Here is a 17465-nt window from a genome sequence, read left to right as displayed (position 1 = left end):
CTTCCCCCCTCGACCGGGGGAAGGGCCGGACCTTTTCCGCATCCGCCGCTGCGCGGCCGCCTGCGCCCCGTCCGGCACAGCCCCGGGCCTCGTTGACCCCGGGGGCCCCGCGAGGCTCAGAAGGGGCCGCAGAAGCCCCCCGGGGGGCCTTCCTCAGCGCAGCTCCGCCGGCAGCGTCCGCTTCGCGTCCACCTTCTCCGTGCGGACGAGCTCGCCCCACACGATGTACCGGTACTTCGAGGTGTAGACCGGTGTGCAGGTCGTGAGCGTGATGTAGCGGCCGGGGGCGGTCTTGCCCGACTCCTTCGGGACCGGGTTGATCACGTCGGTGTTGTACTTCGACGTCTGGCGCAGCTCCGCGAAGACCTTGTAGACGTACCACGTGTCCCGGGTCTCGAAGACGACCGCGTCGCCGTTCTTCACCTTGTCGATGTTGTGGAACTTCGCCCCGTGTCCGTCGCGGTGCGCGGCGAGCGAGAAGTTCCCCTTCTCGTCCCACGGCAGCGCCGACTTCACCGGCTCCGTGTAGTACCCGGCCACGCCGTCGTCGAGGATGTCCGGCGCGGTGCCCGGCTTGACGAGCACCTCGCCGTTCTTCATCGCCGGTACGTGCAGGAAGCCGACGCCGTCCTTGGTGTCCAGCGCCCCGGGTTCCGCCGGCTGCGAGGGCGTCTGCCACTGCTGGCGGACCTCGTCGCCCTTCGCGGAGGCCTGCCGGTCCGCGAGCACGTTCGTCCACCACAGCGAGTAGGCCACGAACAGGCCCAGCACCAGGCCCACCGTGATCAGGACCTCGCCCAGCAGGCTCAGGAATCCGGCGAGCACACTGCGGTTGCCGGCGGGCGGGGCCGCGGCGCGGCGGCGGGCTCGAGACACTGCTTGATTCGTCCTTCAACTGGTCAGCGCGGGCGGCGGGCCCTGACTGCGGGGCCGTTCCTCGGTCATCCTGCCCCATACGATCATCCGGTAGGTGCTGGTGAACTCCGGGGTGCAGGTGGTCAGCGTGATGTACCGGCCCTCGGCGGTGAAACCGGACCCTTCCGGCACGGGCCGCAGGACCGCCACGTTCGTCGGCGGTGTCTGCACAAGCGACGAGGTCATCTCGTACGTGTAGTACGCGTCCCGGGTCTCGACCACGACGGGATCCCCGGGCACCAGCCGGTTGATGTAGCGGAAGGGCTCGCCGTGGGTGTTGCGGTGGCCGGCCACCGCGAAGTTTCCCTGCTTGTCCGAGGGCATCGCCGTCTTCAGCGGGCCCTCGCCGTAGTGCCCGACCATGCCCCGGTCCAGCACCTTGGGCTTGCTGACGCCCTCCGCCACCGGGACCTTCACGTCGAGCTTCGGGATGTGGAGGATGGCGAAGCCCTGGCCGGGCTCGAAGGCCGTCACCGGCGGTGCCGCGGCCCCGTCGCCGGCCGGCGGATCCGCCCAGGTCTGGCGCAGCGAGCCGGCGGCCCCGTTCGCCGCCCGCTCCGCCACGACGTTCGTGTACCAGAGCTGGTAGGCGACGAACAGCAGCATCACCAGCCCCATCGTGATGAACAGTTCTCCGCCCAGCCGGCTCGCGATGACCACCGGGCCGCCCGACGCCGCCCGCCTGCGCCGCCGTCCGCCCCGCCTCCGGGTGTGTCTGGCGGCCCGTTTCGCGGCCTCCTGAGCTGCCCTGCGTCGCGCGGCCCGGCCCTCCGTGGGCGCGGACGGCGCGACCGTCGTCACGCGACGGCCTTGCCCACCACCGGGGCCAGCCCCACCGAACGCTCCACGGCGCCCGCGTCACCGCACCGCACCAGCCAGTTCGCGAGCATCCGGTGGCCCCACTCGGTCAGCACGGACTCGGGGTGGAACTGCACGCCCTCGACGTCGTGCTCCCGGTGGCGCAGGCCCATGATGATCCCGTCCTCGGTGCGCGCCGTGACCTCCAGCGCGTCGGGGAGGGTGCCGGGCTCGGCGGCGAGGGAGTGGTAGCGGGTCGCGGTGAACGGCGACGGCAGTCCCTCGAAGACGCCCAGCCCCTCGTGGATCACGGGCGAGGTCTTGCCGTGGAGCAGCTCGGGGGCCCGGCCCACGACCCCTCCGTAGGCGACCGCCATCGACTGCATGCCGAGGCACACGCCGAAGACGGGAACGCCCGTCCGCGCGCAGTGCCGGACCATGTCGATGCAGACGCCCGCTTCCTCGGGCGTGCCCGGCCCGGGGGACAGCAGGACGCCGTCGAAACCGTCCTGCGCGTGCGCGAGCTCGACCTCGTCGTTGCGCAGCACCTCGCATTCGGCGCCGAGCTGGTAGAGGTACTGGACCAGGTTGAAGACGAAGCTGTCGTAGTTGTCGACCACCAGAATGCGCGCGCTCACGGAGTGGCTCCCGATCCCTCGTCCACCGTCACATCGTTGAACGGCAGGAGCGGCTCGGCCCACGGGAAGACGTACTGGAACAGCACGAAGACCACCGCGAGGACCAGTACGAGTGAGATCAGCGCGCGGACCAACGCGTTGCCCGGCAGGTGCCGCCAGATCCAGCCGTACATGCCGCCTGTTTCCTTTTCGTCCACATTCGTTCAACGCACCGCGGGGGCGGTACGCGAACAGACTAAAGGCAGCGGCCCGACGGGGTGGGTCACCCGGACAAACCCTCCGGGCGGCCCTGCCCCACGGAACGGGTGCCGGTCAGCTCCGCCCAGACCACCAGCCGGTGGCTGTGGCCCCACTCCGGATCGCAGGTCGTGAGGGTCAGGTACCGGCCGGGCGTGGTGAACGGCGACTTCTCGGGGACCGGGGCGACCACCCCCACCTGGGTCGGCAGCGTACGCAGGGGCCCGCCCCGCACGGTGTACGTGTACCAGGCGCCCTCGTCCTTGAGGATCACCTCGTCGCCCGTGCGCAGCTCGGGGAAGTCCTTGAAGGGATCGCCGTAGGTGCGCCGGTGTCCGGCCACCGAGAAGTTCCCGGTGGCGCCGAGGCGGGCGGTGGCGGCGTAGTGGCCCAGCCCCTTCTTCAGCAGCTCGGGGTCCGTGCCCTCCAGGACGGGCTTGACCCAGTCGGGGCCGAAGCGCGGAACGTACATCTCGGCGAAGGCCCGGCCGGCGGGATAGGGCGGCGGTTCGGCGGGGGGCGCCGGCTGCGCGGACGGCGCGGGCTGCGGCCCGGCTTCCGGGGCGGCCGCCGGGACCGCCGCCGCCCAGCGGTCGCGCAGCCCGGCCATCTCGCCGTCCATGGCCCGGTCGGCCTTGACCCCGGTCCACAGCAGGACGTACGCGACGAAGAGCACGATCAGCGTGCCCGCCGTCAGGCACACCTCGCTGAACGTCCGTACCACCAGGCGCAGTACGACGTCGGGACGGACCCGCTCACGGGGTGGCAGCCACCGGCTTCGCATAGTGGAGGTCCACTGTGCCGGAGTAGCCGGGAAGTGTCAGCGCCTTGTGCTCGTCCACTTTCCAGCCGAGCCCGTACGCGTTCACGTACATCTGGTAGTTCTGCAGGGACGGCGAGGCGGCGAGGGCCTTCTTCAGCGCGCCCGGGTCGCCGACCGCCGAGATCTTGTACGGGGGCGAGTAGACGCGCCCCTGGAGGATCAGGGTGTTGCCGACGCAGCGCACCGCGCTCGTGGAGATGAGCCGCTGGTCCATGACCTGGATGCCCTCGGCACCGCCCTGCCAGAGGGCGTTCACCACGGCCTGCAGGTCCTGCTGGTGGATCACCAGGTCGTTGGGTTGCGGCTCGGGCACGTTGGGGATGCGGGCGGTGGCGTTCGGCGGGGCGTCGTTGAGGGTGACCGTCAGGCCCTTGCCGGACAGCTCCTCGGTGCCCGACGCCGCGCGCAGGGCGGCCAGCTTCGCGTCCTCGGCCTTGGTGCTGCCGTCGTCGCGGTCGGCGAGGGCGTCCACCCGGCGGCGCGCCACCGCGGTGCCCTGCTCCAGTTCCGCGTTGTCCTGGCTGCGCTCCTTGATGAGGTCGGACAGCTTGAGGAGCGAGGCGTCCGTCCGGATGTTCGTACCCTTGGAGGTGTTGAAACTGGTGACGAAGAGCAGCCCGGCCAGGGCGAAGACGGCGGCCGTCAGCAGCCTGACCGGTCTGGCCCGGCGACGGGGACCCGCGGAGGAGTCGTCGGAATCGCTCAACGTACCCTTCTCCTTCAACGCCACAGGTCCACTACGCTAACGGACGCCCGGGGCAGGCAAGGTCCCCAGCGCATCGACAGGAGAGCCCCTCGTGCCGAAGTCACGTATCCGCAAGAAGGACGACTACACCCCGCCGCCCACGCGGCAGCCGCAGGCCATCCGGCTGACGAACCGCAGCTGGGTCGCCCCGGTCATGCTGGCGTTCTTCCTGATCGGACTCGCGTGGATCGTCGTCTTCTACGTGACCGAGACCCAGCTGCCGATCGAGGCGCTGGGCAACTGGAACATCGTGGTCGGTTTCGGCTTCATCGCCGCGGGATTCGGTGTGTCCACGCAGTGGAAGTAGCACCTCCCGACCTCTGACGGAAGCTCTCCCCATGAGTTATCCACAGCGTCATCCACACCTGAGGAAAAGACAGAAGATCTGTGGATAACTCTGTGGAGAGTTGACGCCGGTGTGATCAGGTGAGTTCCGCCGTACGGATCAGGACCAGGGCCGTGGCCAGCAGGAACACCCCCGCACAGGTCCCCCACTGGACGAGTGTGCGCGTCCTGCCCGCGGCGGGCGTGAGCATGCCCAGCCCCACCAGGGCACCGGTCACCAGCCCGCCCACGTGGGCCGGCCAGGACACGCTGATGCCGCCGAGCGGGACGAAGGTCAGCACCAGCATCAGCACGACCATGACGATGACCGGCCGCATCTCGTACCGCAGCCGGCGTACCAGGACGACCGTGGCGCCCAGCAGGCCGAAGACGGCGCCGGACGCGCCGAGGGTCGGGGTGTTCGGCGCGCTCAGCAGATAGACGAGCGCGCTGCCGCCCAGGCCCGACAGCAGGTAGACCGCCAGATAGCGGGCCCGGCCCAGCGCCGCCTCCAGCGGGCCTCCGATGACCCACAGGGCGATCATGTTGCCGGCGATGTGCCACAGCTCGGTGTGCAGGAACACCGAGGTCAGCAGCCGGTGGTACTCACCGGTGGACACGCCCTCGATGGGGCCGACGACGTACGCGAACTCCCGGTACCGGCCGATCAGCTCCAGCTGGACCACCAGGGCCGGGTTGATCGCGCCCACCAGGAACACCAGGACGTTGATCCCGATGAGGATCTTGGTGACGAGGTGGGGGTCGGCGGCGACCACCCCGCCCGCGATGGTGCGCGGCGCGTTCGCGGTCGGCCGGTGCCCGGTGCCGGAGCCCTCGCGGACGCATTCGGGGCACTGGAAGCCGACCGAGGCGCTGATCATGCACTCGGGGCAGATGGGGCGCTCGCAGCGGTTGCAGCTGATCCCCGTGTCGCGGTCCGGGTGGCGGTAGCAGCCCGGCAGACGGTCGGTGTCCATCGGTTCCCTCGATCGGCGGCGGGGCAGGCGTGCGCCCCGCCGGTCCGGTGTGCCCCATCACTTCATACGCATGCAGGACGGACGGGCGGGGCGGAAAGGTTCCCGGGGCCGGGCCGGGGCGGCCGGCGCGCGGGCGTCAGCGCTTCTCGACGACCACGGACTGGATGATCACGTCGTCGAGGGGGCGCTCGGTGCGCGGGTTGGTGGCGCTGCCGGCGATGGCGTCCACGACCTTCTGGCTCGCCGGGTCGGTGACCTCGCCGAAGATGCTGTGCTTGCGCGTCAGCCAGGCGGTGGGCGCCACGGTGATGAAGAACTGCGAGCCGTTGGTGCCCGGGCCCGCGTTGGCCATGGCGAGCAGGTACGGCTTGGTGAAGGCCAGGTCGGGGTGGAACTCGTCGGCGAACTGGTAGCCGGGGCCGCCGGTGCCGTTGCCGAGCGGGTCGCCGCCCTGGATCATGAAGCCTTTGATGACGCGGTGGAAGACGGTGCCGTCGTACAGCGGGTCCGTGGTCTTCTGGCCGTCGGTGGGGCGGGTCCATTCACGGGCACCCGTGGCGAGCTCCACGAAGTTCCGGACGGTCTTCGGAGCGAAGTCCTCCAGCAGCTCGATCTCGATGTCGCCGTGGGTGGTCTTCAGGGTGGCGTAGAGCTTCTCGGCCACGGATCTGCCTTCCATAGTCATCACTGTCGGTCCAGATGGTCGCACGGAGCGCTCCGCAGCACTGAAATCCTCCACCCGTATGCCCTGTCACGCATGCCTCTCGTCGACAGGAGAGGCATGATCCGACAAAGGGTGGAAAGGTGAACTGTGTCCGCCACCGAGGAGGAGGATCCCGTGACCCGCAAGGACAGCGTGCGCCTGGCAGCCGAGAGCGCCAGGGAGAGTTTCCTGCACGCGGCGGAAGTGGTGGCACCGTACGCGGAATCCGCCAGGGACGCTGCGGTGCACTACGCGCATGAGGCCAACGAACTGCTGGCGCCCAAGGTGTCGTACGCGGCCGACGCGGCCGCCCGGCAGGCGCGCACGACCTACGACAGCCATCTGCATCCCCGGATCAAGGCGGCGCGCGCACACGTGCCGCCGAACGTGGACCGGGCGGCGACGAAGGCGGTGCACCAGACCCGCGTCGCGGCGCGGCAGGCCGCCGACTACACCCAGCCGCGGATCGAGAGCGCGATCGCGGCCGCCACTCCGGTGGCCGAGGAGGCCGCATCGCGGTCGGCGGCGGCGTTCGCGGCGCTGCGCGGCCAGGTGTCGGCCAAGGAAGTGCAGAAGCTGGTGCGGCGCCACGAGCGGCGGCAGCGCTACAAGGGGCTGGTCAAGGGTGCGGTGGTCGTCGGCGTGCTGGCCGGCGTCGCCTACGCGGCGTGGAAGTGGTGGGACCAGCAGTCGAACCCGGACTGGCTCGTCGAGCCGCCGGCCGCCACGGAGCTGTCGACGCAGGACGCCGCTCCGGCGAGCTTCGACGACGAGCTCGCGGCCAAGGAGCACGAGACCGGTTCCGCTTCGGACGACACGCAGCGCTGAGGCACGCGGGAGGGGCCCGGATCCAGCCGGATCCGGGCCCCTCCCGCGTGTGCGTGGGGGTCTCAGCCGGGGAGGGTGAGGACCACGCCCGGGCGGATCAGGTCGGGGTTGGGGCCGACGACGCCCTTGTTCATGGCGTAGAGCTCGCGCCAGCGGGCCTCGTTGCCCAGCTCGCGGCGGGCGATCGCGGAGAGCGAGTCGCCGGGCCTGACGGTGTAGGTGCGCTTCTTCGCGGTGGCCGCCGGCTTGGGCATCGGGGCCGCGGGCACCGCCTTGTGCGCGGCCGACGCGGGTGAGGGGGTGTGCGCGGCGCCCCGCGCGGCGGGCGCGGGCCCGGGCTTCGGCATCGCGGGCGGGTGGGGAGCGGCCGGCACGGCCTTGTGGGCGGCGGACGTCGGGCTGGGGGTCGCGGGGGCGGACCTGGGCCCCGCCTTGGGCGGAGCCGGGGCCGCCATGCGCTCGGCGGCCGCCCTGGTGGCCGCGGCGGCGTCGGCCGCCGAGCTCGCGGAAGGTGTCGCCCGCGCGGCCGACTGCTGCTCCACCTGCTCCTTCGCCTTCTCGGCGGCCTCGTGTGCCTTCTTCTTGTCGGACTTCAGGAAGTCGAAGAGTCCCATGTGCGTACGCCTCCGGCGTGAGGGTGCCCCCCTGGGCTCGGTGCCTTCCCCCACTGTCGGACACGGGGCCCCGGGTGGCCCCGTGACGGGGCCATCCGGGGGACCCGCGGCGCCCGTGGACCGCACGCCGCCCGGCGGCCGGGAACGCGGCGGGAAGGGGCCGGGAACGCACGGCGGCAGCATCGTGGGACACGATGGAGGAGAATTCTGTGATCATCAGGAAGTCCGCGGAGCGGGTCGTTCTGGTCAGGCCCGGACCAGGTCTCGTACGCGCCGCGGTCGTGGCGGGTCTGGACGTCTGGGTGGTGGCGGACCCGGGACCGTGGCCACCGGACGCCCGGCTTCCCCCCGAGCTGCCCCCGCAACGCCTCCTCCGGGTGGACTTCGACGACACGGCCGCGCTGCGCGCCCTGTTGACGGACACGGTCCTCAAGTACGGGATCGGGCACGTCCTGTACCTCGCGCGCGACCTCGAAAGGGGTCTCGGAAGCGGGGCGGCGGCCGCCGCCGGGGAGGTCCTGCGGGAACTCTCCGCGGGCCGCGAGACCCCCTCGGGTCCGCTGCCGGACGCGGTGACGATCCGGCGCATCCTCAACGAGAGCCGGACCTCGGCCGTGCGCGCCGAGGAGGCGGGGTCCGTCGCCGAGGCGCGTTCACTGGCGGAGCGCTTCCCCCTGCCGGTGGTCATCAAGTCGGCCGACAAGGCGGGCTGTTGGTGGACCGTTCGGGTGCACGACCGGCCCGGACTCGACCGATGGGCCGAACAGGCCGTCACCGCACGGCACTCGGCCCCCTATCTCGTCGAAGAGCTCTTGACCGGAGCCAAGTTCCGTGTGGAGACGCTGACCGTCGACGGCATGCACCTCGTCGCCGACATCACCGCCGAGGGGAACGCCGTACCGCTGCACGAGACGGAACAGGCCGGGATCCGCGCGACCGTGCGGGCCCTGCTGGATCTGGCCGGGTACGAATCGGGCACCACGCGGACGGACGTGCTGGTCAGCGCGCGGGGATCGCGGATCGCGGCGGCCATGGAGCCGGGCCGGGAACGGGCCGGTGCCGGCCGTTCCCGGCCCGTTCCCGCGAGCGGTATCGAGAGGGGAACGGACCGGTAAGGGCCTCGGCCAGTCTGTGTCTTGTCGAGAGCGGCCACCGCACCACACGGGAACCGCACACCGGTTACGCAAACCAGGGGGATCAACACATGCGCAGCAAGCTGGCTGGACTGGTCGGAATCTTCGCGGCGGCTCTGGTGATCGGCGTCGGTGTGACGGTCCCGTCGGCGGACGCCGGTCAGCCCTCCGGGTACGAGGTCCTCGCGGACGACCGCGGACCGGGCGCCCCCTCCCCGGGCCCCACCACACGCTGAGCCGGCCGCCTGCCGCGCAGGCATGGACGTGCCCCGCACCGGATTCCGGTGCGGGGCACGTCCGCGTACGCGGTCAGTACGTCCGCCGGTGCGCCGGCAGGCCCATGAACTCGAATAAGTCGTCCGCGGCCGCACGGTGTCCGGCCGCCGCCGGGGAGTCCCCGAGGGCCTCGGCCGCCGCGGCGAGGCCCACCAGCGCGGACGCCTCCTCGGCCCGGAAGCTCATCGGCGCCGCGATCTTGTGGGCGTGGGCGTGCAGGGCCAGCGCCTCCTCGTGCTCCCCCCACGTCATGTGGAGCCGGCCGATGACGTTCTCGACCTTGGCCAGCCGGATCGGGGCGCCGCTCGTACGGCCGAGGAGCAGGGCCCGGTCGGCGAACGCACGGGCCTGCGTGCCGTCCCCCCGCTCCTGCGCCACCTGGGCGGACACCGCGAACACCAGGGCGACGTCACCCGGCGACCTGGTCTCGTCGCACAGGTCGCGGGCGCGCTTCAAGGTCTCGTGCGCGTCCGTGTACTCGCCGAGGCCCACCTGGGCGAAGGCCAGATCGGCCAAGGCCATGATCTCGTTGCTGCGGTAGCCGAGGTCCCGGTCGATCGCGAGCGCCCTGCGGGCGGAGGCGGCCGCTTCCGGATAGCGGCCCCACCGCTCGTACAACGTACTGAGCATGGTGAGGCTTTCGGCCTCCTCGCGCGGGTTGCCCAGTTCCCCGGCCATCGTGAGGGACCGCTCCAGCAGGGGCAGGGCCTCCTCGTACCTCCCGAGCATCGACATCAGCAGGCCGATGGTCGCTTCGCTGTGCGCCTCGGTGTGCAGGTCCCCGGCGCGGACCGCCGTGTCGCGCGCCTCCGTGGCCACCTCAAGCCCTTCCTCGAAACGGCCGAGCTTCCAGCAGGCCGCGCCGAGGTTGGCCAGGCTGATGCCGAGGAGCGCCGGGTCGTCGAGCCGGCGGGCGGCGGCGACCGCGAGGTGCCCGACGCTCCAGAACTCGTCGAGCTGTCCGTGCGTGTGCAGGTGGAAGCCGACGTTGCGGCTCAGACAGGCCGCGTACCGGTCGTGGCCGGACCGCTCGGCGAGGGACACGGCCGCCAGCAGTCCCGCCTGCTCCCGGTCGAACCACCGCACGGCCTGGTCGGCCAGCGTGAAGGTCGGCCGTTCGCCCTGGTAGGCCGGGAGACCGGTGGGCCGGCGCTCGCGGCCGGGGAACAGCACCTCGCAGGCCGCGTCGGAGGTCGTCAGGTAGTAGCCGAGCAGCCGCTCGACCGCCGCCGCGTCGTCCTCCGCCGTCGCCGGTCCCCGCAGGCTCTGCGCGAAGCTGCGCACCAGGTCGTGGAAGGTGTAGAGGCCGATGTCGGGCTGCTGCACCAGGTGGACGTCGAGCAGGAACTCCAGGGCGTCCTCGGCGTCCCGGACGGCCGTGCCGAGCAGGGCCGCCGCCGAGTGGACGTCGGTTCCCGCGCACGGGTACAGGCTCAGGATGCGGAACGCCGTGCGGTACTCCTCGTCCATCGCCAGGTACGACAGGCGCAGGGTCGCCGCGACGCTGCGCTCGCCCGAACTCAGCTCGTCCATCCGGCGCTTCTCGTCGCGCAGCCGCTCCACCAGGTAACGCACCGTCCAGCGCGGCCTGTTGCGCAGCCGGGCGGTCGCGATCCGCAGGGCCAGCGGCAGGTGGCCGCACAGCTCGGCGAGTTCGGCGGAGGCTTCCGGCTCGGCGGCCACCCGGGTCGTGCCGAGCGTCTCGGTCATCAGGCTGGTGCTGTCCTCGGGCTCCATCATCCCGATGGACACCCACTCGACGCCGTCGAGGTCGAGCAGCCGCCCCCGGCTCGTGATCAGCACCAGACAGCCGGGCGAGGCCGGCAGCAGGGGCCGGATCTGCGCGGCGTCGACCGCGTTGTCGAACAGCAGCAGCATCCGCCGGCCGTCCAGTTTCGAGCGCCACAGGGCCGTGCGGCCCTCCAGGTCCTCGGGGATGCGGTCGCCGGGCGTGCCGACGGTCCGCAGCAGGCTGTCGAGCGCGCTGGCGGGCGACACGGGCTTCCCGCCGGGCGTGAATCCGTGCAGGTCGATGTGGAGCTGCCCGTCGGGGTACCCCGCGGCCAGGCGGTGGGCGGCGCGTACGGCCAGGGTGGTCTTGCCCATGCCGCCCATGCCGTCGATGGCCACGATCCGGGAGTACCGCTCGGCGCCCCGGCCCTCGTCCTGTACGTAGTCGAAGAGTTCGGCCAGTTCCTTGGCGCGGCCGGTGAAGTCGGGCAGGTCGTACGGCAGCGTGCACGGCGCGTCGGCCGCTGCGGGCGCCCCGGCCTGCGTCCGCGGTTCCTCGGCAACCGGTTCCGCGAGGGCCGGCGGCCCGGAGTCCGCGGCCTGCGGCACCGTGCGTACGGGACCGGCCGGCTCGGGCCCCGGCCGTACGGGGGCCGCCCGCTCGGCCGGTTCCGGACGCACGGGCGCGGCCGGTACGGGCGCGACGGCCACGGGCGCCACGGGTACGGGCGCCACCGGTACGGGCGCCGGGCGCTCGGGCGCGGCCAGCTCCGGGCTGTCCCGCAGGATGGCCTCGTACAGCCGGGCCAGCCGCGGTCCCGGATCGATCCCGAGCTCGTCGACGAGGAGCTCGCGGACCTCTCCGTACTCCTTGAGCGCCTCGGCCTGCCGCCCCGAGCGGTACAGGGCGAGCATCAGCTGGCCGCGCAGCGTCTCCCGCAGCGGGTGCTGGGTGATCAGCGCGCGTAGCCCGGAGACGAGCTCGCCGCTCTCGCCCAGTGCGAGGCACAGGTCGAAGCGCTGCTCTGCGGCGGCCAGCCGGCGCTCTTCCAGCGCGGTCGCCGCGGCCTCGATCACCGGTCCGCCCGCGCCGGAGAGCACCGAGCCCCGCCAGAGCGCGAGAGCCGCCCGCAGGGTTTCGGCGGCCTCGGACTGCCGGCCTTCCCGCACGGCCTGGCCGGCCGCCTTGGTCAGTGCGTCGAACTCCAGGAGGTCGACCTGGTCGTCCGCCACCACCACGCGGTATCCGGGCCCGTCGGTCGCGATCACCTCGTTGCCGGCCGGTATGCGCCGCCGCAGATCGGCGACGGCCTTGCGGACCTGGTGCGCCGCGGTCACCGGCGGGTCCTTCTCCCAGGTCGCCTCGACGAGCCGCGCAACGGGCACCACCCGGCCGGCTTCGAGAAGGAGCGTGCACAGGACCCGTTCCTGGATCGCTCCCCCCAGTCTCAGCCGTACTTCCCCTATCCATCCCTCGAGCGATCCGAGGACGTTGAAGCGTGGCCTTCCCCCCACGGGATCCACGCCACGTCTCTCCCCGGATTCCGCATCCGCCCCCGGCATCGGCTATCCACCCCCAATGAACACAACCCCTGGCCAGGCCATGTCACCCGGATCATAGGGGTTCCCCCTAGCGCGCGGTAAGCATCCGGTAGCAGATCAGGAAGGGCGACACAGACAGTTCATGGGCAGGCCGGAGGAGCTGGCAGCACACAGGACGAGTGCCAAAGGAGCAAGGTGTGGGAAGACTGGAGCGACCACTGGCCCCCGATGCCGGACCAGTCACCGCGTTCGCCCGGGAGTTGCGCAGGCTGAGGACGGCGGCCGGCAGCCCCGGCTACCGCGACATGGCCACGCGGGCCATGTTCTCCGCCTCGGTGCTCTCCGACGCGGCCGCCGGGTACCGCCTCCCGACCCTTCAGGTGGCCCTCGCCTTCGCGGAGGCCTGCGGCGGTGACCGCGCCACCTGGGAGCGCCGCTGGCACGAGGCGGCGCGCGCCGAGGGTGACGAAGGCGCGGCCCGCCCGGCCGCCAAGGCCGTGCAGCAGCACCAGGAAAACGAGCTGCGCGCCGCCGACGTGCGCGCCGTCCTGCCGCCGCCCGCCCAGCTGCCGATGGAGCCCCAACCCCTGGTGGGACGGGCCGAACTGCTCCAGCGGGCCCGCGCCATGACGGCCCCCTGCTACGGCGAACAGCGTCCCCCGGGACCGCTGCTGATCAGCGGTCAGGTCGGTGCGGGCAAGTCGGTCTTCGCCCTGCGGCTCGCCCACGAACTGGCGACGGGGCTGCCGGACGGACAGCTCTACGCGAACCTGGACCCGGCCGCCGACGGACGCAAGGACGCGGCGGGCATCGCGGGCGGTTTCCTGGAGGCGCTCGGCATCCCGGCCGACCGCATCCCGAACGACCCCGGACAGCGGATCGGCCTGTACCGCTCGCTGCTCCACAGGCGTCGGCTGCTCGTGGTGCTGGACGGGGTGACGCACGAGCGCCAGGTACGGGAACTGCTCACCGCGGCGCCCGAGAGCCGCATCCTCATCACCAGCCGGTCGCGGCTCCTGGGCCTCGACGGAATTGGCCGAATAAGGCTGTCCTCACTGGACCGCGACGAGTCCATGGAGCTACTCGCCCAGCTGATCGGCGGGGACCGGGTCGGCACCGAACCGCGCGCCTGCCTGCGCCTCGCAGACGCGTGCGGGGACCTTCCGCTCGCGCTGAACCTGGCCGGCCGGCGGATCGCGGCCCGGCCCGAGTGGATGCTTCAGGACGCCGTGTCCGAACTGCTCGGCGAGGGACGGCGGGAACCCGGCCGCTTCCTGAGCCGGCTGCAGATCGGCGACGAAGGCCTGGGCAGCCGCCTGGACAGCGCGTACCGGCTGCTGACCCCGTGGGCCCGCCTGATGCTGCGCCAGTTCGCAGGCTCCGAGAACCCGCCCTCGGTGGACAACGTGGTGTACGGGTCCACGGACGCGCTGGCCGTCCTGGTCGAGCGGTCCGCCCAGCCGGTGGAGGACCTCCTCGAACGCCTCCTCGACGCGGGCCTGCTCGAGCACTCCGACCTGCCGGGGCAGTACGGGCTGACGCCGATGGCCAGGGCGTTCGCACTGGCCCAGCCCGACCCGACGGAGGAGGAGCAGGCACCGCCGGCGCGCTCCGAGGCGCTCGCGCGGGCCGCCCGCTAGGCCGCGGCCGCCCACCGGGAGGCGCCCTGCAGCTCCTGCTGCGGGGCGCCTTCGCGCGTCCCCTCAGGCGTCGGAGCGCACGGGGCCCTGCCTGCCCGCCGCGTACGTGATCGTGACGTAGAGGTGTTCGTCGAGGATCTTGGCGAGGGACACGCCGGGCCGGCCGATGTCGGCGCACAGGGTCCGCTCGTCCGGGCCGCCGCCCTCGGCGAGCGCCGCCCGTGCCCAGGTCCGGCCGGTCTCCAGGTGACGGGCGAAGGCGGCCCCGTCCCGTACGCCGTACAGCCGGTCGGCGATGGCCGCGTCCCACGGCATGACCGAGTCGGGCCGCAGGGCGTACAGCGCCTTGGACGCGGCGGTCGGGCCGAGGGTGCGGCGGCCGATCGGCAGTGCGGCCAGTTCCTCGTAGGCCCGCGCGAAGCGGGAGATCTCGCGGGGGGTGAGCCGGGCCAGCGGCGTCTCCGGCAGGGGGTGGCGCCCCCACCAGGCGGCGAGCTCCGCGCCGAACAGGTCGGGCTCCCCCTCCCGCGGGTACCGGATCCGGCAGCCCCAGGAGTTCAGCCAGCGGTGCAGGGCGGCGCGGTGCGCGGGGACGGAGGGGTCGAGGCCGGGGGCGGTCTCCTCGCGCAGCGCCTGCCAGCTCCGGTCCACGCCGGCGAAGCCGTTGAACGCCTCCGCGGAGGCCCGCAGTTCGGACAGGGACGGAGCGGGTGGCGGCGGTGGCGCGGCCGGGGCCAGGTGGTCGCGCGCCACCCGGGCCGGCACCACCATCCGCCAGGCCTCGGTGACCAGTTCCGTCAGCTCCTCCAGGCCCAGGGCGGCCATCTTGGCCTCGGCCCAGTTGAAGCGCAGATCGGACTCACGGGGCAGGAAGAACTTCGCGGGTTCGGCGGCGACGAGCGCCGCCCGCTCCTCCTTGGGGAAGGCGAAGCCCAGCTCGGTCTCGTCCCGGGAGAGGGCGAGATAGACGATCTTCCCGATCCGGAACTTCACCCGGTCCCGGATCAGGTGCTCCTCGGTCCTCGGCAGGCTGAGCGCGAGCCTGCGTACGTCGTCCGTCGTGACCACCGTTTCCTCCTTCACCCTCGGCCGCCGGCTCACCGGCCCGCGAGCTGCGGGGCGAGGGCGTCCAGCGGCGGCCCGTCGAGCGCGCCGAGCCCGATCAGGGACGGGACCCGGCCGGTCAGCCGGTCCGCCAGCGACCGCGCGATGAGCGGCGCGAACTTGAAGGATGTGCCACCGCAGGCCGCGTAGGCGTACGCGTCGCCGCCCAGGGCGACCACCAGCGGCCCGCCGGTCTCGGAGAAGGAGGAGTAGTAGGCGTCCTTGGCGGCGGTGACCCAGGCCGGGCCGAAGCCGGGCAGCAGGTCCCCGAACTCCTTCTCCAGCCGGCGCTGCCAGTACGGGTCCGTGGCGTGGTCGGTGATCTCGTCCACCACCCGGCAGGCGGTGGCCGAGGTCAGCTTGAGGGCCGTGCCCGCCACCGGCGGGATCAGCCAGGCTCCCCCCTTGGTGCCGAGCGCGGGGATGGCCGGGGTGGACGCCCAGGCCTGCGCCTGCTGCCGGGGCACCCTGCAGTAGAGGAGGGACTGGCGGAACAGCGTCAGCCGCTCGGCTATGCCCGCCGGCATCAGTCCGCGGGACCAGGGGCCCACCGCGACCAGTACCGCGTCGCCGTGCAGCACCCGCCCGTCCACCAGCCGTACGTTGCCGCCCTCGCCGTCGACGGCGGTCACGGCCCGGTGCTCGATGAGCTCGATGCCGGGCTGCCACTTCAGCCAGGCGACGCACGCGGCCAGGACCCGTTCGGCGAGCAGGACCCCCGCCTCGTCCTCGAGCACCGCGCCGAGACCGCCGTCCACGTGCAGGTGCGGATAGCGGTCGGACAGGCCGGCCGCGGTCAGTTCCCTGACGCTGCCTCCGGCGTTGCCGAGCATCGCCGCCGCTTCCGACGCCGCCGCGGGCGGCAGCACGGTGAGGGCGCCGACCTGTTCGTAGAAGCGGGTCAGGAAGAGCTCTTCCAGTTCGACCCAGCGGCGGTGCGCACGCAGCGCGGCCGCCGTGGCCTGCGGATCCGAAGGGTGCAGGGCCCGCAGGATCCGGTGCTGGTCGAAAGAGGTGGCTCTGCTGTGCGGGATGGGGCCTTGGTCCACGACCGTGACCTTGTGTCCGTCGAGCACGCATTCGACTGCCGTGAGCAGGGCGATCACACCGCCGCCCACTACCGTCACCCTCGCCGACATCACACACCTCCTTTCAGTGTTCCGGTGCCGACGTGTCAGCTGTCGAGGACGATCGTGGTCAGTGCGGCGGCCTTGGCGAGGTGCTCCTCGCAGGCCGGCCGGTCTTCGCCGGCGCAGATCACGTTGGCGTACCTGCTGAGGTAGCCGTCCGGCGGGAGCAGCAGCGTCGTCCCCGGCGGGACCATGACGTTCGCCTCCAGCAGCCCCGGGGTGTCCGGTGCGGCGGGCACGTCGACCGAGCGGACGGTGCCGTTCTCGTGCGGGTAGAGGAAGCGGATGCCCACGGTGCGGGCCTTGGTCGGCGTCCACTCGGGGCGGGTGCCGGTCGCCACTTCCGCGGCCACCTCGCCCGGCTCGATCCCGGTGGCGAGACTGCCGAGGTACGGGATGAGGTCGCCGCCCAGCCGGGCGTTCACCTCGATGATCACCGGCCCGCGGGAGGTCAGCTTCACCTCGGTGTGGGTGATCCCGTAGCCGACTCCCAGTTCCCGGTGGGCGTCGCGGAGGATGCCCAGCAGTTCCTCGTCGGCCAGCAGCGGGTCGGTGGCGCTGACCACGTGCCCGGTCTCCTCGAAGTAGGGCTCCAGGCCCACTTCCTTGTGCGCGAGGAAGAGCGGGGTGTAGCCGCCGTCGAAGACCACGCCGTCGATGCTGATCTCGGGGCCGATCACGCACTCCTCGACCAGCGCCCCGCCCTCGTAGTCGCTGTTCCCGCCGTGGCCGGCGGCGTCGGCGACCTCGAAGGCCGGGCGGACCCCCTCGGGTCCGTCGACCTGGATGACGCCGATGCTCGCCCCCATGCCGCGGGGCTTGAGCACGACCGGGTAGCCGAAGGAGTCGGCCGCCGCGAGCGCCTGCCCGGCGTCGGTCACGTAGGCGAAGTGCGGCTGGGGCAGTCCGGCGGCGGTCAGCAGCCGCCGGGTGTTGTGCTTGTTGCGGCAGTTGTCGGCGCCCCGCGACGTCAGTCCGGGCAGGCCCAGCCGCTCGGCTATGAGCGCGGTGGTCACCACGAGCGTCTCGTCGTAGCTGAACACCCCCACCACCCGGTGCTCGGCGGCCACCGCCTCTGCGGCCCTGACGAGCCCTTCCTGGTCGGGCACCAGCCGTTCCCGGTCGAGCAGCTCGACGGTCGTCGAGCCGATGACGTACTCCTTCTGCCAGGTCGGATCCACCGCGTCGAGGATCCAGATGGGGCGCCGGCGGGCGGCGCCCGCGAGCAGGTACTCGCGGTAGGCGCGCTGTCCGCTGCCGACCAGGATCACCACGCCGTCATCGGTCGTGTGGGCGTCGTCAGTCAT

General features: G+C 72.4%; 17 protein-coding genes and 1 pseudogene. 5 read left to right on the top strand and 13 right to left on the bottom strand.

Annotated features, from left to right (window positions below; translation table 11 throughout):
- Nucleotides 1-153: 153 nt before the first annotated feature.
- From PV721_RS07190 to PV721_RS07165, 6 genes and pseudogenes are all read right to left on the bottom strand, one after another.
- Nucleotides 154-876, bottom strand: coding sequence for a class E sortase (locus PV721_RS07190; RefSeq protein WP_319721983.1), 723 nt, complete (start codon nucleotides 874-876; stop codon nucleotides 154-156).
- Between the two features lie 15 nt (nucleotides 877-891).
- Nucleotides 892-1563, bottom strand: a pseudogene (locus PV721_RS07185) (class E sortase); the annotation flags it as partial.
- A 149-nt stretch (nucleotides 1564-1712) separates the two neighbouring features.
- Nucleotides 1713-2351 carry an aminodeoxychorismate/anthranilate synthase component II gene (locus PV721_RS07180; RefSeq protein WP_319721982.1) on the bottom strand — a complete coding sequence of 213 codons (639 nt, stop codon included), beginning with the start codon at nucleotides 2349-2351 and terminating at the stop codon, nucleotides 1713-1715.
- Nucleotides 2348-2524 (bottom strand): hypothetical protein, encoded by a 177-nt coding sequence (locus PV721_RS07175; protein ID WP_030707621.1) that lies wholly within the window; start codon nucleotides 2522-2524, stop codon nucleotides 2348-2350. The genes PV721_RS07180 and PV721_RS07175 overlap by 4 nt, the downstream gene beginning before the upstream one ends.
- An 89-nt stretch (nucleotides 2525-2613) precedes the next feature.
- Nucleotides 2614-3372 (bottom strand): class E sortase, encoded by a 759-nt coding sequence (locus PV721_RS07170; protein ID WP_319721981.1) that lies wholly within the window; start codon nucleotides 3370-3372, stop codon nucleotides 2614-2616.
- Nucleotides 3344-4117: a DUF881 domain-containing protein gene (locus PV721_RS07165; RefSeq protein WP_319721980.1), complete on the bottom strand. Its 774-nt coding sequence runs from the start codon at nucleotides 4115-4117 to the stop codon at nucleotides 3344-3346. Before PV721_RS07165 ends, PV721_RS07170 begins: the two co-directional genes overlap by 29 nt.
- Before the next feature lie 91 nt (nucleotides 4118-4208).
- On the opposite strand from PV721_RS07165, the gene crgA reads away from it, so the two are divergent.
- Nucleotides 4209-4463 carry a cell division protein CrgA gene (gene crgA / locus PV721_RS07160; RefSeq protein ID WP_319721979.1) on the top strand — a complete coding sequence of 85 codons (255 nt, stop codon included), beginning with the start codon at nucleotides 4209-4211 and terminating at the stop codon, nucleotides 4461-4463.
- Between the two features lie 115 nt (nucleotides 4464-4578).
- On the opposite strand, the gene PV721_RS07155 is transcribed toward crgA, so the two are convergent.
- Nucleotides 4579-5457 (bottom strand): rhomboid family intramembrane serine protease, encoded by an 879-nt coding sequence (locus tag PV721_RS07155; RefSeq protein WP_319721978.1) that lies wholly within the window; start codon nucleotides 5455-5457, stop codon nucleotides 4579-4581.
- A 136-nt stretch (nucleotides 5458-5593) separates the two neighbouring features.
- Entirely contained in the window at nucleotides 5594-6121 is a 528-nt protein-coding gene (locus tag PV721_RS07150; protein WP_319722000.1) for a peptidylprolyl isomerase, read from the bottom strand.
- A gap of 174 nt (nucleotides 6122-6295) precedes the next feature.
- On the opposite strand from PV721_RS07150, the gene PV721_RS07145 reads away from it, so the two are divergent.
- A complete protein-coding gene (locus tag PV721_RS07145; RefSeq protein ID WP_319721977.1) occupies nucleotides 6296-6988 on the top strand; it encodes a DUF5324 family protein in 693 nt (230 codons plus the stop codon).
- A 62-nt stretch (nucleotides 6989-7050) separates the two neighbouring features.
- Here PV721_RS07145 and PV721_RS07140 read toward each other — a convergent pair whose 3' ends face one another.
- Nucleotides 7051-7602 carry a LysM domain-containing protein gene (locus PV721_RS07140; protein ID WP_319721976.1) on the bottom strand — a complete coding sequence of 184 codons (552 nt, stop codon included), beginning with the start codon at nucleotides 7600-7602 and terminating at the stop codon, nucleotides 7051-7053.
- A 209-nt stretch (nucleotides 7603-7811) separates the two neighbouring features.
- Here PV721_RS07140 and PV721_RS07135 point away from each other — a divergent pair, with 209 nt between their 5' ends.
- Together PV721_RS07135 and PV721_RS07130 are read left to right on the top strand one after the other, a co-directional pair.
- Complete coding sequence (locus PV721_RS07135) at nucleotides 7812-8717, top strand: hypothetical protein (protein ID WP_319721975.1); 906 nt, start codon at nucleotides 7812-7814, stop codon at nucleotides 8715-8717.
- An 89-nt stretch (nucleotides 8718-8806) separates the two neighbouring features.
- Entirely contained in the window at nucleotides 8807-8971 is a 165-nt protein-coding gene (locus PV721_RS07130; RefSeq protein WP_319721974.1) for a hypothetical protein, read from the top strand.
- Nucleotides 8972-9044: 73 nt separating this feature from the next.
- Here the strand turns inward: PV721_RS07130 and PV721_RS07125 are convergent, their stop codons facing one another.
- Nucleotides 9045-12305, bottom strand: a complete 3261-nt coding sequence (locus tag PV721_RS07125; RefSeq protein WP_319721973.1) for an AfsR/SARP family transcriptional regulator — start codon at nucleotides 12303-12305, stop codon at nucleotides 9045-9047.
- A 176-nt stretch (nucleotides 12306-12481) separates the two neighbouring features.
- Between PV721_RS07125 and PV721_RS07120 the strand changes: the two genes are divergently transcribed.
- On the top strand, nucleotides 12482-13924 hold the full coding sequence (locus tag PV721_RS07120) for an NB-ARC domain-containing protein (protein WP_319721972.1): 1443 nt from the start codon (nucleotides 12482-12484) through the stop codon (nucleotides 13922-13924).
- A 63-nt stretch (nucleotides 13925-13987) separates the two neighbouring features.
- Here the strand turns inward: PV721_RS07120 and PV721_RS07115 are convergent, their stop codons facing one another.
- From PV721_RS07115 to PV721_RS07105, 3 genes are read right to left on the bottom strand one after another with little or no spacing between them, the layout of a single operon-like run.
- Complete coding sequence (locus PV721_RS07115; RefSeq protein ID WP_319721971.1) at nucleotides 13988-14992, bottom strand: MmcQ/YjbR family DNA-binding protein; 1005 nt, start codon at nucleotides 14990-14992, stop codon at nucleotides 13988-13990.
- Nucleotides 14993-15021: 29 nt separating this feature from the next.
- The gene (locus PV721_RS07110; protein WP_319721970.1) at nucleotides 15022-16167 is read right to left on the bottom strand and encodes an FAD-dependent oxidoreductase; all 1146 of its coding nucleotides are present in this window, start codon (nucleotides 16165-16167) and stop codon (nucleotides 15022-15024) included.
- Between the two features lie 35 nt (nucleotides 16168-16202).
- Nucleotides 16203-17465, bottom strand: coding sequence for an ATP-grasp domain-containing protein (locus PV721_RS07105; protein WP_319721969.1), 1263 nt, complete (start codon nucleotides 17463-17465; stop codon nucleotides 16203-16205).

Origin of the sequence: Streptomyces sp. MB09-01 (genome assembly GCF_033794505.1) — a bacterium.
GTDB lineage: Bacteria > Actinomycetota > Actinomycetes > Streptomycetales > Streptomycetaceae > Streptomyces.
This window is presented reverse-complemented; position numbering and strand designations above follow the sequence as displayed.

Coding starts and splice junctions, on each gene's coding strand:
- PV721_RS07175 (WP_030707621.1), bottom strand. CDS start 2,524: ATGTACGGCTGGATCTGGCGGCACCTGCCGGGCAACGCGTTGGTCCGC.
- PV721_RS07170 (WP_319721981.1), bottom strand. CDS start 3,372: ATGCGAAGCCGGTGGCTGCCACCCCGTGAGCGGGTCCGTCCCGACGTC.
- PV721_RS07155 (WP_319721978.1), bottom strand. CDS start 5,457: ATGGACACCGACCGTCTGCCGGGCTGCTACCGCCACCCGGACCGCGAC.
- PV721_RS07140 (WP_319721976.1), bottom strand. CDS start 7,602: ATGGGACTCTTCGACTTCCTGAAGTCCGACAAGAAGAAGGCACACGAG.
- PV721_RS07130 (WP_319721974.1), top strand. CDS start 8,807: ATGCGCAGCAAGCTGGCTGGACTGGTCGGAATCTTCGCGGCGGCTCTG.
- PV721_RS07125 (WP_319721973.1), bottom strand. CDS start 12,305: ATGCCGGGGGCGGATGCGGAATCCGGGGAGAGACGTGGCGTGGATCCC.
- PV721_RS07110 (WP_319721970.1), bottom strand. CDS start 16,167: ATGTCGGCGAGGGTGACGGTAGTGGGCGGCGGTGTGATCGCCCTGCTC.
- PV721_RS07105 (WP_319721969.1), bottom strand. CDS start 17,465: ATGACTGACGACGCCCACACGACCGATGACGGCGTGGTGATCCTGGTC.